Origin of the sequence: Pseudomonas sp. G.S.17, assembly GCF_038096165.1 — a bacterium.
In the GTDB taxonomy this organism is placed as follows: domain Bacteria; phylum Pseudomonadota; class Gammaproteobacteria; order Pseudomonadales; family Pseudomonadaceae; genus Aquipseudomonas.
The window spans coordinates 1641231-1655357 of sequence record NZ_CP151076.1 but is presented as its reverse complement, the minus strand read 5'-3'; the positions used below and the strand labels follow the sequence as shown (position 1 = coordinate 1655357).

The window sequence follows — 14127 nt, the reverse complement described above, 5'->3', positions numbered from 1 at the left end:
TCAACAATGAAAAGGTCGCCAGTCTAGTGGCACAAAGGGCGCGGGCCAAGCGCTTACGACTGCCGGTAGCCAGGACTTGTCAGATTGCCAGCAGCGCAGTAGTTTTAGGCCGCTACCTCCCGGACTTCCGCGATGCCTGCCGTCCACGGCCCATCTGCTTGAGCGTCTGCAATTCCCTTCTATTCAGGATTCTCATGAGCACAAATCCACGCATCGCCGATCACCCTATCGATCCACAATTCACTGAACGCTGGTCGCCCCGCGCCTTTACCGGCGAAAGCATCCCCCAGGAAACCCTGTTGAGCTTCTTCGAAGCGGCTCGCTGGGCGCCGTCGGCCTACAACTCGCAACCCTGGCGTTTTCTGTACGCCCGTCGCGATACGCCAAACTGGGCGCGTTACCTGAGCCTGCTGGTCGAATTCAACCAGTCCTGGGCACAACATGCTTCGGCGCTGGTCATCGTGATCTCGAAAACCACGTTCATTGCACCCGGCGCAACTGAAGAGTCGCCAGCGCTGTGGCATACCTTCGACACCGGCTCCGCCTGGGGCCATCTGGCGTTGCAAGCGAGCCTGAGCGGTTGGTACACCCACGGCATGGCCGGCTTCGACAAGGAGCGCACGCGTCAGGAGTTGAATATTCCGGAAGGCTACGAAATCCACGCAGCAGTGGCAATCGGCAAGCTGGGCGATAAATCAACCCTGCCTGAATTCCTGCAAGGTCGAGAAGTCCCAAGCCCACGCCTACCAGTGGCCCAGCTGGCGGCTGAGGGTGATTTCACCCTCTGAACCCTTAGCGAACTTGTTCGCGAGGCTTCGGTATTGGTCCACCGCCTATACCGCCTCGCCAACAAGTTGGCTCCTACATTAATACCCCCGCGAGAAATCCACTTCCCCACGCAACGCTTCACCCGCTTCGAAAGCCTTCAGGTTGGCGACGAACAACTCGACCATGGCCGTCGGCGAGGTCGGCGCGGCGCTGTGTCCGGTCAGCAGCAAACCCCAGGCAGTCCAGAACGGATGGCGCTGGGGCAGTGGCTCCTGACGGCAGACGTCGATGACCGCGCCAGCCAGATGCCCTTCCTTCAATGCCTCGACCAGATCAGCGTCAACCACGGCAACGCCGCGTCCGACATTGATGAACAAACCGGTCGGCTTGAATTTGGCGAACAGCTTGGCATCGAACAGGTCGTGGGTCTCTGGCGTGTTCGGCAGCAGATTGATCACGTAATCCACCTCGCCCACCAGACGGTCCAGATCCGCCATGGCTGCCACTTCGACGAATGGCGCCTGGGTGCGGGCCTGGGACGCAATGCCATAGACCTGCACGCCAAAGGGTGTAAGGAATTGCGCAACGCTCAGGCCGATGTCGCCAGCGCCAACGATCAACACCTTGCGACCTGCCAGGCTCTGACTGGCGCGGTTGTCCCACTTGCGTTCGACCTGACTCATCAGGCGCGCCAACACTTCGCGTTCATGGCCGAGCATGTAGGTCAGGACGAATTCAGCCATCACCTGACCGAAAATGCCCACGGCACGGGTCAGACGATAATCGCGGCTCAGGCTGTCGACCAGCAGCGGCGTGACGCCCGCCCAGGTCGATTGCAGCCATTGCGGGGTATGGCCTTGACGGAGCAGGTTGGCCAGCAGATCAGGCTGACCCAGCCAGACCGGACAATCGGCCGCCAATCGCGACAATTCAGCCGAGTCGCCGGTACTCATGACTTCAAGTTCCGGAGCAGCCTGGCGCAGCAATTGGGTGTAAATAGGGTAATCGTGTTCAGCAATCAGAACGCGCATGGCTCAAAACCTTTAGAAACAAAACAGGCGACTGAAGGCAGATCGGGCCTGATCAAATCCTGGTCGCGTATGCAAAAAGCAGATTTAACACCCTGGCCCGCAGGCGCAGGGGACTTGAGTGCTCACATCGGATCGTTGCGACGCAGCAGCTCTTCCGGCAAGTGCTCGATGTATTCGTCTTCAGCCGGCGGCATCTGCAGGTGATAACCCTGCTTGTCGAGGTTCTCCAGAACCTTGTGGATGTCTTCCCGGGAGAGTTGCCGCTCCGGGCTGAGCACCAGATCGAACGCGTGATGCGGCGTACCGAAGGCGACCATCAGCTCAACCGGAACACGCTTGAGTACGTCGCTTTTCAGCACGTACAGGTACATTTCGTTTTTCTTGGTGCTGCGATAGATCGAACAAATACGCTTCAAGACTGTTCTCCGGTACCGGCCAGGTGGTCGAGCAGCGCCTGGCCCATCAGGTCGCGACGCCAGCCGCGCAACGACTCTGGCAATTGATAAGGCCCGTCGGGATAACCGCTCTTGAGCAGTGCTTCTAGGGTTTTCTTGCGCAGCATCAGTTCTGGCGCCATGTCCAGTTGCTCGGCGTAGCGTTGACCCAACGCACGAAGGCTTTTGAGCAGGGTCGCGGCGTCGATCGGCAAAGGTTCGGGCAACGCCTGAGGCCATTGCTCAGGCGGCACGCTGCCGGACCGTTTGATCAGATCTAGCAGAAACTCGCCGTCCTGGCGCACGGTTTTCGGGTGCATGTCGTCGATCTTTGCCAGCGCGCCGAGATTGTCCGGCTGCGTCTTGGCCAGCGGCCACAGCGAGTGTTCACGCACGATGCGGTTGCGCGGCAGGTTACGGGCGCGGGCCTCGTGTTCACGCCAGGCACAGAGTTCACGCAACACAGCCAATTGAGCGCGGGACAGCTTCCAGGCCAGTTTGGCCTCGCGGTACACCTCGTAAGGGTCGACTTCACGGCGCAGGTTGGCGACCAGCTCGGCGCCATCGTCCAGCACCCAGGCGTACTTGTCGTCCGAAAGGCGCGGCCGCAGGATGTTGTAGACCTCAGCCAGATGCACGGCGTCTTCTGCGGCATAGCTGATCTGGGTTTCCGACAGCGGACGCTGCAACCAGTCAGAACGGGTTTCGCCCTTGGGCAGGTCGATGTTCAACACCTCCTGCACCAGTCGCGAATAACCCATGGAAAAACCCAGGTTCAGATAGGCCGCCGCCAGCTGGGTGTCAAACAATGGCGCTGGCAGACTGCCAGTCAGCCGCAGCAGGACTTCCAGATCCTCGCTGCACGCGTGGACCACTTTGATGACATCCGGGTTTTCCAGTAACGCAGACAGCGGGCGCCAATCATTGATCAACAGCGGATCAATCAGCCAGGCGCAGGAACCGTCACCGATCTGCAGCAGCGCAGCGATGGGATAAAAGGTGTCGACCCGCATGAATTCAGTGTCGAGGGCAACAAAAGGCAATGCCTGCCATTGAGCGCAATGTCGGGCGAGGCTGGCGTCGTCGCGAATCCAGTGAATATCGATGGCCACACGGCTCTCCCATGAAGAATGGCGCGCAGTATATATCGCCATGGGTGCTTACCGCGCATCTGTCCTACAAGTGTTGAACATCTTCATCTTGGGTTTTTGGCCGAAATCCGTACCAAACCGACCACTGACCGGATTACTGGTTGATCTTGCGCAGCACGTACACCCGCCACATGGCGTACCCGGGAAGAAAGTCGTAATAGCGGAGGATCCTGAAGCCGGACGCCTCGAATTCGCCCTTGATTGCGGTCCTGCCTACGACGAACCGGCTGCGTCTCGCGGCTGGCAGTCCGCAACTATCGCGTTGGGTCTGCATGCGCTTGCGACGCCACGACCTGATGTTGCCATCGACCCACAACGCAACAATCACGGTGTCGCGGCTGACGCGGTAGAACTCGCGCAAGATCTCCGAACGTTCTTCGCTGTCGGCAATATGGTGGAACAGCCGCATGCAGAAAATGCAATCCACCGCGTTGTCATTGAGGTCGATGGAGAACGCTGAGGTCTGAAATGTCTTGATGCGCTTTAGCACAGCTGTTGGGCAGTGATTCTCGGCCAGGGCCAGCTTGTCCGCGGATTGATCCCCGGCGAGGATCACGCGATTGGAGTGTTCGGCCAGCACCGACCAGAACTTTCCCGTGCCGCTTGGCAGATCGAGGACCAGGCCCGGCTCCCCCGCCGCCTTCAATGCATGGCGCGCCAGTTGCTCGTCACGCCACAGGCTGAATCGCCGAACGAACCCCGGTCGGGGTTTCTCGCCCATGTTATTCATTTGCCAGGACGCCATTGCTGGGTAACCCACGGCAGCCGGCAAACATATCCAGGCTCGGGTTGTAGACCTTGGTATTGACCTCCAGTAAACCGAGCATGGAGTGAAACAGATTGTCCTGACTCAGCGGTGCATTACGCTCTTTTTGCAGGCAACCGGTGTCAACCGAAAAAGACGCTTTATAGGCATCGGAAAACCAGGCAAACATTGGAACATGCTTCTGCTGATCCGGCGCCAACATATAAGGCGTGCCATGCAGGAACAGATTGTACTCACCCAGCGACTCACCATGGTCCGACAGATACAGCATCGCTGTATCGACCTTGGCCTGATTACTACGCAAGATATCAATAAGGCTCGACAGCACGTGATCGGTATACAGCAAGGTATTGTCATAGCCATTGACGATACTTTCGCGAGTGCAATTATTCAGCGCGTTACTTTCACACACCGGGGTAAACTTCTCGAATTCCTTGGGATAGCGCTTGAAGTATTCCGGGCCATGACTGCCCATCTGGTGCAATACCAGAACGGTGTCCTTATCCAGGTTATCGATGAAGCTTTGCAGGCCCTGAAGCAGGATTTCGTCCCGGCATTCGTTACTCGCGCACAACACCGGGTCCTTGAGGTTGCTGACATCCTGCAAGGTCACCCGATCACAGGTACCCTTGCAGCCGGACTGGTTATCACGCCAGACCACATTCAGACCCGCACGCTTGATGACGTCCAGCAGCCCCTCCTCGTTTTTCGCCTTGACCGCGCTGTAATCCTTGCGGCCCATGTTGGAAAACATGCACGGGACGGAAACCGCAGTCTCGGTGCCGCAAGAATGCACGTCGGTAAAAGCGATCAGGCCTTGTTCCTTGCTCAGGTTGGGCGTGGTGTCACGGCCATAGCCAAGGATGCCGAAGTTCTCGGCACGCGCGCTTTCACCCACAACTAACACGGTCAATGATTTGCGTTTGCGCTCCGCCCACTGCGGCGCGAGCCTGGCATCTTCGCCAACGGCCAGGAATGGTCGCTGGGCCGAAACCGCCTGTTCTTTAAGATAGCCGAACGATGCGCCGATATAATTACTCGGCACTACCATCAAGCGCAGCTCATGGTGGTTACGAAACAATGACGACAACCCTTGGTAATTGGCCAGAGCGACACCGCCAATCACCGCCACACACGCCACACTCACCAATACCTTGCTGATCAGTTCCCGGTACCAGCGGCGATAATTAACTGGGGTCTTGAGCAATAACAACGATGGCAGCAAGCCGAGAAATACAATATAGAGGCCTAACTTTACAGATAACAGGCCTTGTACTTCAGTGGCATTCGTTTCCGCAAAATTACGAAACATCCCGGCGTCAATCATGACGCCGTACTCACCCATAAAGTAAGCAACGCCAGCACTGATAAAGAACAACAGGATCAGAACAGGCTTCAATATTCGCTTGAATGCAAAAAGGGTCAGAAAAATATTGAACACACAGAAAATCATCACACCGAAGGCGGCGCGCATGGCGATTCCCGTCCAGTCGGAAGCGGTGATCGCAAACAAGTGTTTCCATAGCGTCACGTTAAACGCTAACAATAAAAAACTGCTGGCGAGCAAGGTGACTAGCTCGGGGCGCATGGCTTTAACTTTCAACATAACAGTCTGCTTTTATGAGTTTAAATACGTCGGAGCGGCACACATCCGGCAACTCCTCCGACGTAGCAAACTTTAGTCAGGCAGCCATCAATTTTTTGTGAAAAGGATGAGAACAAATAGTCTTGTTCAGCTTCTTTTCAGGTAGGAAAATTCCACGAGAACTCAAAACCTTAGCGCGAGAAACCGGCTTAGAACGCCCACTGCTGTTGATCCGCCATCTGGATCGCCACTCGCTCCAGGCGCAGGAGGAACTCCTTGCGTGGCTTGCCGCCGCCATAGCCGGTCAGCGATCCATCGGCGCCGATCACCCGGTGACAAGGCAAGACAATGGACATGCGATTACTCCCATTCGCCAGCCCTACCGCACGACTGGCACCCGGTTTACCCAATAAAACGGCGATCTGCCCATAGGTACAGGTCGTGCCATACGGCACCTGGCGCAACGCACTCCAGACCTGATTCTGGAAAACACTGCCGGGCGTATGCAGCGCGACGTCGAAACGGGTCAAGGTGCCAGCGAAATAACGCGCCAGCTCGTCGTCGATCTGCTCCAGATGCGGGTTGTCCCCTTGCGTCATCGCGTAGCCGAATCGAGCGCGCAGCTCTTCGAGTTCACGCATCAGGATCGGCCGATCAAGAAACTCAAGCATCACCAGCCCGCGTTGTTCTGCCATGGCAAGCATGGGCCCCAGCGGCGTGGACAGGCGCATGAAGTGCAACGGTTCGCGGGGCTTGGTCTGGGCGGATATCTTGCGGCCAGTGGCTGGCGCCGAACTGAAAAGCTCGCCGTCGTAGCGACTGTCGCCATCCAGCATGGCTTTGAGCTTATCGGCGTAGGACAACGGCGCAGGTTCGATGGGTAGATTCATGGACCGAGTTTATGCCGCTTGCCGACGGCGCTCTAGTGCAGAATCGTCAGCCCGTTTCTGGCCAAAAAAAGGCCGCCGCAAGTTTCCTTGCGGCGGCCTCAGGTCCTGCGTCGAGCTTTAAACAGCGCTGCGACGATACGACCGATAGTTCGGCATCCAGAAGTTACGCTGGATCGCCTCGACCAACATCTCTTCGGTAGTATCCAGCGCCACGCCATCGGCCTGAGCCTGCTTGGCAACCGCCAGAGCGATCTTGCGGCTGACTTCCTGGATCTCTTTGAGCGGCGGCAATACCGCATCACCCTTGCCAGTGACCATTGGCGAGCATTCAGCCAGCGCGTTGGACGCAGCCATCAGCATCTTGTCGGTGATACGCGTGGCTTTGCACGCAATCACACCCAGGCCAATGCCGGGGAAGATGTAGGAGTTGTTGCACTGCGCGATATGGAACGTGCGATCGCCTACAGTCACCGGAGCAAACGGACTACCGGTTGCCACCAATGCATCGCCATTGGTCCAGGTCAGGACTTCCTGCGGGGTCACTTCCACTTTTGACGTCGGGTTGGACAGCGGCATGACCAAAGGCTTGGCGCAGTGCTTGTGCATTTCACGAATGATTTGCTCGGTGAACAGGCCACGCTGGCCGGATACACCGATCAGCACAGTCGGCTTGCCATTGCTGACCACGTCCAGCAATTCCGGATAGCCATCGCCACTTGACCAGCCAGCGATGTCGCCGGCCTTTTGGGCCAGGTTCTTCTGGAAGTCCAGCAGGTTATCCATGCTGTCGGTCAACAAGCCGAAACGGTCGACCATCATCACGCGTTTGCGGGCCTCGGCCTCGCTCAAGCCTTCGATCACCATCGCGGCAATGATGTGTTCGGCGATCCCGCAACCGGCAGAACCCGCACCGAGGAACACCACGCGTTGCTGGCCCAGGGTTTCATTCTTGGCCTTGCTGGCGGCGAGCAGCGTGCCCACGGCAACCGAAGCGGTGCCCTGGATGTCGTCGTTGAAGCAGCACAGCTCGTCGCGATACTTTTCCAGCAACGGCATGGCGTTGGTCTGGGCGAAGTCTTCGAACTGCAGCAAGACGTCCGGCCAGCGACGCTGCACAGCTTCGATGAACAGCGCGACGAAGTCTTCGTATTCCTTGCCCGTCACCCGCTTGTGGCGCCAACCCATGTACATCGGGTCGTCGAGCAGTTCCTGATTATTGGTGCCGACATCCAGCACGATAGGCAAGGTGTACGCCGGGCTGATCCCGCCGCATGCGGTGTACAGCGACAATTTACCGATTGGAATGCCCATGCCGCCGATGCCCTGGTCGCCCAGACCCAGAATGCGCTCGCTGTCGGTGACCACGATGATCTTGATGCGGTCTTTGGTGGCGCTGCGCAGGATGTCGTCGATACGGTCGCGTTCCGGGTAGGAAATGAACAGGCCCCGGTGCGTGCGGTAAATCTTCGAGAATTCCTGACACGCCTGGCCAACCGTCGGCGTGTAGATGATCGGCAGCATTTCATCCAGGTGCGAATCCAGCAGGCGGAAGAACAACGTCTCGTTGTTGTCCTGGATCGAACGCAGGTAGATGTGCTTGTCCAGATCGCTCGCGCACTGGTTGTACTGGCTGAATACCCGTGCGACTTGCTCTTCGATGGTCTCGACGTTCTGCGGCAGCAGCCCGATCAGATTGAACTCGACCCGCTCTTGCGGGGTAAAAGCACTGCCCTTATTCAGCAGGGGCATTTCCAGCAGCGAAGGGCCAGCATAGGAAATATATAAAGGTCGCGAAGTCTTGGTCATTTTCAGTTATCGCCTTTTCTCGTCTACTCGTGTTCGGTTCGTACCACCGTGGCTGGCCGCTGGAATCTCTTCAGGAGCGCATCAGGGCCAGCCGCGAAAAATCGGGGCAGTGAAATCAAGGTGCATATCTTACTCGCGCCAAATCGTGTTGCGACATTTCGCCGCTACTACATGGCTAAAGGGTGGCAAAGAAATGCGAAGTATCTTCGCCGAGCAGCACGCGACCGCCAGCCGCAGCCCTGAATTATTTTGCAAATACGCAAAATTGGCGAAGCCCGCCGTTTGAAGCTGGAATGATCAGGACCTTTCAGACCAGAAGACATTGTCGATTATGTATCCGAAGGAATACACTTCTCAGCCCCAATATTTTCTCCTTGTGACGGCAGAATTCAACTCATGGATGAGCAATCTGAAGGACCCTAAAGCAAAGCGTGAATTGCGGCGCGACTGGTAGCTGCCAAAATGGGGAATTTCGGTGACACGCAGATGGTGGGTGATCGCGTCAATGAAATGAGGATCCATACCGGACCAGGTTATCGAGTGTACTACTCACGCCGGGACGCAACGGTTTATCTGCTGCTGTGCGGCGGGGACAAATCCTCACAATGGCGCGACATAAAACACGCCAGACAGATTTTGAACACAATCGAGGGAGAGCTAGAGCAATGAGCCAACTAACCCCATTCCAAGCGTCTGCCTACCTGAGTGATGAAGAAACCATTCACGAGTTTCTGACTGCGGCACTTGAGGACGAAAACCCCGATGTATTCCTGCAGGCCTTGACCGAAGCGGCTAAAGCACATGGAATGAGCCGCTTGGCGCGCGAAACCGGCCTGGGTCGGGAGAGCTTGTACAAAGCCCTGGCCCCCGGTGCCAAACCCCGCTATGACACAGTGCTAAAGGTGCTCAACGCGCTGGGGATCAAGTTGATCGCTCAACGGCCTTAGACGCCCTCGCACAACCACTATCAACCTGAGGTAGTACATGCTCGATCAAAAACGCTTTTCAGCTTTCCTGTTCGACATGGACGGCACCCTCCTCAACTCGATCATCGCAGCCGAGCGGGTCTGGACGATTTGGGCGCAGCGGCACGATCTGGACGTTGCGGCGTTCTTGCCGACCATTCATGGCGTGCGCAGCGTCGACACCATTCGCCGCCTGAACCTGCCGGGACTCGATCCGATCGCTGAGGCCGAGGGCATTTCCCAAGCCGAAATCGAGGACGTGGACGGTGTCGTCTCCGTTGCTGGCGCGGCTTGCTTCCTCGCTTCGCTGCCTGCGCAACGCTGGGCCATCGTCACCTCTGCTCCACGCGCCCTGGCCCAAGCACGCCTGAAAGCCGCAGGCCTGGAATTACCCGTCAACCTGATCACCGCCGAAGACGTCAGCCAAGGCAAACCCGCACCGGATTGCTTCCTGCTCGCCGCCAAACGGCTGGGCGTAGATATCAAGGATTGTCTGGTCTTCGAAGACGCGCCAGCCGGGATTGCGGCAGCAGAAGCGGCAGGCGCAAGTGTGGTGGTGATTACCGCGACGCATGAACATGGGATCACGACGGCACATGCGACGCTGGCGAGTTATGAAGGGCTCAAGGCAGTGGTTAACGCGCAGGGTCTAGGATTGTTGCGGGGCTGAAACGGGAAAACTGCGGGGTTAACGGGTGTTTAGTTAAGCAATTTGATGACCAGTGTGGTCACGGCGACCACTGCGCCAATCATGCCGCTGGCGATTGCCACGGGATACCAGAATGTTTCGAGAGTCATCTTTCCGGCCTCTGCATAGAGCTTGCCTGACTCGGCGCCAAGCTTGCCAGCCTCGGCAACCAGCTTGCGGGTTTCGGCTGCCAGTTTGGTGATCTCGATTTGAATTTTTTCGAGCTCGGCGTTTGTCATTGTGAATCCTGCCTTGGTTCCTGGATGGGCGGCGGCCTTTGTGCCATTACCCCAAATGCGAGCCCCGCAATCGATAGCGGGGTCGAAATCATTCTCAGCCAATTCCATTTGGCGTCTGCGGTAGATATTCACCTCATACGCTGTCAGGCGTCAATTAAGCTATCCCGAAGCCTCTCGTCATTCACGGCGCAATTTGTCGCGTAAACGGCGGTTGTGACTGAATGATCATGATTCAACTTTCTTGGGCAATCAGACAAACCGCCGCACACAAACTGTCTTCATTTGGATACACTACCCTTATATGTACACGATTCGGCAAACAAGCATTTTTGCTCAATGGCTTGCGACATTGCGAGACATTGCGAGACATCCAGGCAAAAATCGCCATTGCACGCCGAATCGAACGCGCGTCTGCAGGCAATCTAGGCGATGTGAAGTCTGTAGGTGAAGGAGTATCCGAGATGCGGGTAGCTGTTGGCGCTGGCTACAGGATCTATTTCACCACCAGGGACAGGACTATTATCGTTCTACTGGTCGGCGGCGATAAATCAACTCAGCCTGCTGACATCAAGCAGGCGAAAACAGTGGCGAAGGAGGTTTGATCATGACCACCACTCTGGTGCCGTTTGATATGACGGCAATCCTCGATAGCGACGAGGCAATCAACGAGTACCTTACCCAAGTCCTTGCTGACGGCGACACCGACGAACTGATCCGAGCTGTTGGGCATGTAGCCAAAGCCCGTGGGATGGCACAAATTGCCAAGGACTCGGGCTTGGGTCGAGCTAGCCTGTACAAGGCACTGGCTCCGGGTGCGAAGCCACGCTTTGACACCATAATCAAAGTGATGCGTGCGATGGGCGTAGAGTTGCACGCCAGGACAACCCGTCATTCGTAACCGGAGCCCGGTTGCGAATACTGCAGGAAGGTTGAGAAGCCAATCACCATCCCCAAATTTTCCCAAATGCAAAAAGCCCCAGAAGCAAAACTTCTGGGGCTTTCATTTGTATGGCGGAGAGATAGGGATTTGAACCCTAGGTACTGTCGCCAGTACAACGGATTTCGAATCCGTCCCATTCGGCCACTCTGGCATCTCTCCAACGGCGCGCATCATAACAGCTCAAACGCAGAAGGCGAATCTTTTTGCTAATTTATTTTGTGCTATCAAGCGCTTGCACGTTTTTTCCGGGTTAAAGCGGAACGCCCAGACGGTTGGCGACTTCTTCATAGGCTTCGATAACGTCACCGAGGCCCTGGCGGAAGCGGTCCTTGTCCATCTTTTTGCGGGTTTCCTTGTCCCACAGGCGGCAGCCGTCAGGGCTGAATTCGTCGCCCAGGACGATTTCGCCGTGGAATACACCGAATTCGAGCTTGAAGTCCACCAGCAACAGGCCAGCGTCGTCGAACAGCTTGTTGAGCACTTCGTTGACCTTGAGCGACAGTTCTTTCATGCGAACCAGTTGCTCGGCGGTGCCCCAGCCGAACGCCACAACGTGGGATTCGTTGATGAACGGGTCGCCCATGGCGTCGTTCTTCAGGAACAGTTCGAAGGTGTGGGGATTGAGCTTGGTGCCCTCTTCGATACCCAGACGCTTGACCAGGCTGCCGGCGGCGTAGTTACGCACGACGCATTCGACCGGGATCATGTCGAGTTTCTTGACCAGGCATTCATTGTCGCCCAGCAGCTTGTCGAACTGGGTCGGAACGCCCGCTTCTTCGAGCTTCTGCATGATGAAGGCGTTGAACTTGTTGTTCACCATGCCTTTACGGTCCAGCTGTTCGATGCGCTTGCCGTCGAACGCCGAAGTGTCGTTGCGAAACAGCAGGATCAAGCGGTCAGCGTCGTCGGTGGTGTACACCGATTTGGCTTTGCCGCGGTAGAGTTCTTCACGTTTTTCCATGATGGGCTCCGCTTGCTAAGTAGATGGGCTAGGCGATATGTCGCCAGTCGAGCCCTGAATCTTGATCGGCCAATTGTAACCAGTCCGGATCGCACCCGAGGGTGTCGACGAAACATTGCCGGGCCAGATGCGGCAGATTGTTCTTGCTGCTCAGATGGGCCAGGACCAGATGCTGCAGGTCCTGCCATCCCAGTTCATTCACCAGGTTTGCGGCCTGATGGTTGTTCAAATGTCCTTCGTCGCCACCGACCCGCTGCTTCAGGAAGTACGGGTAGTGACCACGGGCAAGCATGTCCCGGCAGTGGTTGGCCTCGATCATCAACGCGTCCAGGCCCTGGTAGCTTTGCAGCACCGAAGGGCAGTACGAGCCAAGATCGGTCAGCAAGCCGAATCGACGCTGGCCGTCATTGAAGACAAACTGCGTCGGTTCCAGCGCATCGTGGGCCACGGACACCACATCGATGTTCAAGCTCCCCAACTGCAAAGCCTGACCACCCACGAGGAACCCGGCAGCCTCGATCGGTTTGCGCATCCCGCGCGACGTGCCACTGCTCAGGTAGACCGGCAGATTGTAGCGCCGAGACAGCAAACCTACTCCATGCACATGATCGGCATGTTCGTGGGTCACTAGAATCGCGCTCAACTGATGGGCACTGATCCCGAGTCGCGCCAGGCGCCGCTCGGTTTCTCGCAACGAGAAACCGCAATCGACCAGCACATACGTGTCATTGCTTGCTACCAGCGTGCCGTTCCCTTGGCTGCCGCTGCCTAATACTGCGAAACGCACTTAACCCAGGTTGTCTTGAATGACACCCAGTACACGACGGGCAATGTCTGCCGGCGCGACGGTGTTGATGTTCTTCTCGACGGTTACCTGCACGCTGTCACCCACTTTGCTCAGGCGAACCTGATAGCGCTCGGCGCGAGCATCGATCTCTTCCTTGCTTTCCTTGCTACCGAAAACACGACCGAAGAAGCCGGGCTCGTTTTCAGGTGTCTTGGCTTTCTCGGCAAGGTTGATGTAGTACAGACCCAGGCTGCGGTTGATGTCTTCAACGCGCCACTCACCTTGATTCAAGGCACGACCGACGCTGGACCACGCGCGATTCAGATCCGATCCTACGTTCAGAACCGGGTTGCCGCTGCCGTCTTCGGTCAGTGCGACACGGCTTGGGGTGTCGTAGTCGCGTGCTGCGACCAGTGATACCGAACCGCCTTGTTCTGCGCTACGGCTCAGCGTGGCCAGCAAGTCATCGGTCAGCGCCGAATCGAGGCCCAGATTGGTGGTGCGCGCCGGGAAATCGACTTCTGCGGTGCTGCCAGCTGGACGCTGGATGCTCACGACGTAGATTTCACTGGTGTTGCGCTGCACGCCCGGCTCGATACGAACCCGCACGCGGGTTTCGGCATCAGCGGCAGTGCCGGTGGTGCTCAGACGCTTGGCGACGGAGGCGGAAAGCTCGTCCAGACGCTGCCAGGTCGTGCTGAATTCGCCGGTCTGCGGACGGTCTTCGGCAATACGGAAGCCGTTATCTTCGAAATACTGATGCGCCACTGGCCAGACTTCGGCAGGCGCACGCTGGGCAAGCACCCAGCGAGCGTCACCGCTTTTTTGCAGGCTGAAGTCGCTGGCATCGGCAGTAACCGAAAGCGGCTGCGGACGAGGAACCACGTATTCGCCGGTTTTCTGCGCGTCATCAGTGACGTTGCGCGGAATCGGCAGCAGCGGGTCCAGACGTTTTTCCGTGACGCCAGCAGGCAGCGTCATCGGTGCTGTCTGGGTGGCTTGCAGGTAATCACTGCCGCGATCGCGGAAGTAACCATCTTCACCCCATATCCAACCGCAGCCACTGGTGCTGGAGATAATCAAGGCTAGTGCGGACAGTCCGGCCAATCGCTTCAT

14 protein-coding genes, 1 tRNA gene and 3 pseudogenes are annotated in these 14127 nt (G+C 57.2%); 6 read left to right on the top strand and 12 right to left on the bottom strand.

The features are described from left to right. The first annotated feature begins 194 nt into the window (after nt 1–194). The gene (locus AABC73_RS07635; RefSeq protein WP_341523076.1) at nt 195–788 is read left to right on the top strand and encodes a nitroreductase family protein; all 594 of its coding nucleotides are present in this window, start codon (nt 195–197) and stop codon (nt 786–788) included. Nucleotides 789–866: 78 nt separating this feature from the next. Here the strand turns inward: AABC73_RS07635 and AABC73_RS07630 are convergent, their stop codons facing one another. The 7 genes and pseudogenes from AABC73_RS07630 to AABC73_RS07600 all read right to left on the bottom strand — a co-directional run bounded on the left by AABC73_RS07630 (nt 867) and on the right by AABC73_RS07600 (nt 8431). Further along, nucleotides 867–1799, bottom strand: a complete 933-nt coding sequence (locus tag AABC73_RS07630; protein ID WP_341523075.1) for a D-2-hydroxyacid dehydrogenase — start codon at nt 1797–1799, stop codon at nt 867–869. Nucleotides 1800–1921: 122 nt separating this feature from the next. Then, complete coding sequence (locus tag AABC73_RS07625; RefSeq protein ID WP_020289385.1) at nt 1922–2215, bottom strand: YcgL domain-containing protein; 294 nt, start codon at nt 2213–2215, stop codon at nt 1922–1924. Beyond that, nucleotides 2212–3345: a ribonuclease D gene (gene rnd, locus AABC73_RS07620; protein WP_341523074.1), complete on the bottom strand. Its 1134-nt coding sequence runs from the start codon at nt 3343–3345 to the stop codon at nt 2212–2214. Before rnd ends, AABC73_RS07625 begins: the two co-directional genes overlap by 4 nt. 133 nt (nt 3346–3478) lie before the next feature. Continuing rightward, entirely contained in the window at nt 3479–4114 is a 636-nt protein-coding gene (locus tag AABC73_RS07615) for a class I SAM-dependent methyltransferase (RefSeq protein ID WP_341523073.1), read from the bottom strand. Further along, nucleotides 4107–5756 carry a phosphoethanolamine--lipid A transferase gene (locus tag AABC73_RS07610; RefSeq protein WP_341523072.1) on the bottom strand — a complete coding sequence of 550 codons (1650 nt, stop codon included), beginning with the start codon at nt 5754–5756 and terminating at the stop codon, nt 4107–4109. The genes AABC73_RS07615 and AABC73_RS07610 overlap by 8 nt, the downstream gene beginning before the upstream one ends. A gap of 188 nt (nt 5757–5944) precedes the next feature. Next, a pseudogene (locus AABC73_RS07605) lies at nt 5945–6481 on the bottom strand (methylated-DNA--[protein]-cysteine S-methyltransferase); the annotation flags it as partial. Between the two features lie 261 nt (nt 6482–6742). After that, the gene (locus tag AABC73_RS07600; protein WP_341523071.1) at nt 6743–8431 is read right to left on the bottom strand and encodes an NAD-dependent malic enzyme; all 1689 of its coding nucleotides are present in this window, start codon (nt 8429–8431) and stop codon (nt 6743–6745) included. Nucleotides 8432–8762: 331 nt separating this feature from the next. Between AABC73_RS07600 and AABC73_RS07595 the strand changes: the two are divergent. The 3 genes and pseudogenes from AABC73_RS07595 to AABC73_RS07585 all read left to right on the top strand — a co-directional run bounded on the left by AABC73_RS07595 (nt 8763) and on the right by AABC73_RS07585 (nt 10066). Next, nucleotides 8763–9100: pseudogene (locus AABC73_RS07595) on the top strand (type II toxin-antitoxin system RelE/ParE family toxin). After that, nucleotides 9097–9378, top strand: a complete 282-nt coding sequence (locus tag AABC73_RS07590; RefSeq protein ID WP_341523070.1) for an addiction module antidote protein — start codon at nt 9097–9099, stop codon at nt 9376–9378. The pseudogene AABC73_RS07595 and the gene AABC73_RS07590 overlap by 4 nt, the downstream one beginning before the upstream one ends. A gap of 37 nt (nt 9379–9415) precedes the next feature. After that, complete coding sequence (locus AABC73_RS07585) at nt 9416–10066, top strand: HAD-IA family hydrolase (RefSeq protein WP_341523069.1); 651 nt, start codon at nt 9416–9418, stop codon at nt 10064–10066. Between the two features lie 29 nt (nt 10067–10095). Here AABC73_RS07585 and AABC73_RS07580 read toward each other — a convergent pair whose 3' ends face one another. Next, entirely contained in the window at nt 10096–10323 is a 228-nt protein-coding gene (locus AABC73_RS07580; RefSeq protein ID WP_341524188.1) for a hypothetical protein, read from the bottom strand. 301 nt (nt 10324–10624) lie between these two features. Between AABC73_RS07580 and AABC73_RS07575 the strand changes: the two are divergent. Both AABC73_RS07575 and AABC73_RS07570 read left to right on the top strand, forming a co-directional pair. After that, a pseudogene (locus tag AABC73_RS07575) lies at nt 10625–10925 on the top strand (type II toxin-antitoxin system RelE/ParE family toxin). A gap of 2 nt (nt 10926–10927) precedes the next feature. Continuing rightward, nucleotides 10928–11221, top strand: coding sequence for an addiction module antidote protein (locus AABC73_RS07570; RefSeq protein ID WP_341523068.1), 294 nt, complete (start codon nt 10928–10930; stop codon nt 11219–11221). 111 nt (nt 11222–11332) lie between these two features. Here the strand turns inward: AABC73_RS07570 and AABC73_RS07565 are convergent. The 4 genes from AABC73_RS07565 to bamC all read right to left on the bottom strand — a co-directional run bounded on the left by AABC73_RS07565 (nt 11333) and on the right by bamC (nt 14127). Further along, nucleotides 11333–11422, bottom strand: a tRNA-Ser gene (locus AABC73_RS07565). A 91-nt stretch (nt 11423–11513) separates the two neighbouring features. Next, nucleotides 11514–12224 carry a phosphoribosylaminoimidazolesuccinocarboxamide synthase gene (purC, locus tag AABC73_RS07560; RefSeq protein WP_341523067.1) on the bottom strand — a complete coding sequence of 237 codons (711 nt, stop codon included), beginning with the start codon at nt 12222–12224 and terminating at the stop codon, nt 11514–11516. Nucleotides 12225–12252: 28 nt separating this feature from the next. Further along, nucleotides 12253–13011, bottom strand: a complete 759-nt coding sequence (locus AABC73_RS07555) for an MBL fold metallo-hydrolase (RefSeq protein WP_341523066.1) — start codon at nt 13009–13011, stop codon at nt 12253–12255. After that, the gene (gene bamC, locus AABC73_RS07550; RefSeq protein ID WP_341523065.1) at nt 13012–14127 is read right to left on the bottom strand and encodes an outer membrane protein assembly factor BamC; all 1116 of its coding nucleotides are present in this window, start codon (nt 14125–14127) and stop codon (nt 13012–13014) included.

Excerpts from the sequence above, each read along its gene's own strand:
- AABC73_RS07570 (WP_341523068.1), top strand. The coding sequence starts at position 10,928 with ATGACCACCACTCTGGTGCCGTTTGATATGACGGCAATCCTCGATAGC.
- bamC (WP_341523065.1), bottom strand. The coding sequence starts at position 14,127 with ATGAAGCGATTGGCCGGACTGTCCGCACTAGCCTTGATTATCTCCAGC.
- AABC73_RS07580 (WP_341524188.1), bottom strand. The coding sequence starts at position 10,323 with ATGACAAACGCCGAGCTCGAAAAAATTCAAATCGAGATCACCAAACTG.
- AABC73_RS07615 (WP_341523073.1), bottom strand. The coding sequence starts at position 4,114 with ATGAATAACATGGGCGAGAAACCCCGACCGGGGTTCGTTCGGCGATTC.
- AABC73_RS07590 (WP_341523070.1), top strand. The coding sequence starts at position 9,097 with ATGAGCCAACTAACCCCATTCCAAGCGTCTGCCTACCTGAGTGATGAA.
- purC (WP_341523067.1), bottom strand. The coding sequence starts at position 12,224 with ATGGAAAAACGTGAAGAACTCTACCGCGGCAAAGCCAAATCGGTGTAC.
- AABC73_RS07610 (WP_341523072.1), bottom strand. The coding sequence starts at position 5,756 with ATGTTGAAAGTTAAAGCCATGCGCCCCGAGCTAGTCACCTTGCTCGCC.
- AABC73_RS07600 (WP_341523071.1), bottom strand. The coding sequence starts at position 8,431 with ATGACCAAGACTTCGCGACCTTTATATATTTCCTATGCTGGCCCTTCG.
- AABC73_RS07585 (WP_341523069.1), top strand. The coding sequence starts at position 9,416 with ATGCTCGATCAAAAACGCTTTTCAGCTTTCCTGTTCGACATGGACGGC.
- AABC73_RS07635 (WP_341523076.1), top strand. The coding sequence starts at position 195 with ATGAGCACAAATCCACGCATCGCCGATCACCCTATCGATCCACAATTC.
- AABC73_RS07630 (WP_341523075.1), bottom strand. The coding sequence starts at position 1,799 with ATGCGCGTTCTGATTGCTGAACACGATTACCCTATTTACACCCAATTG.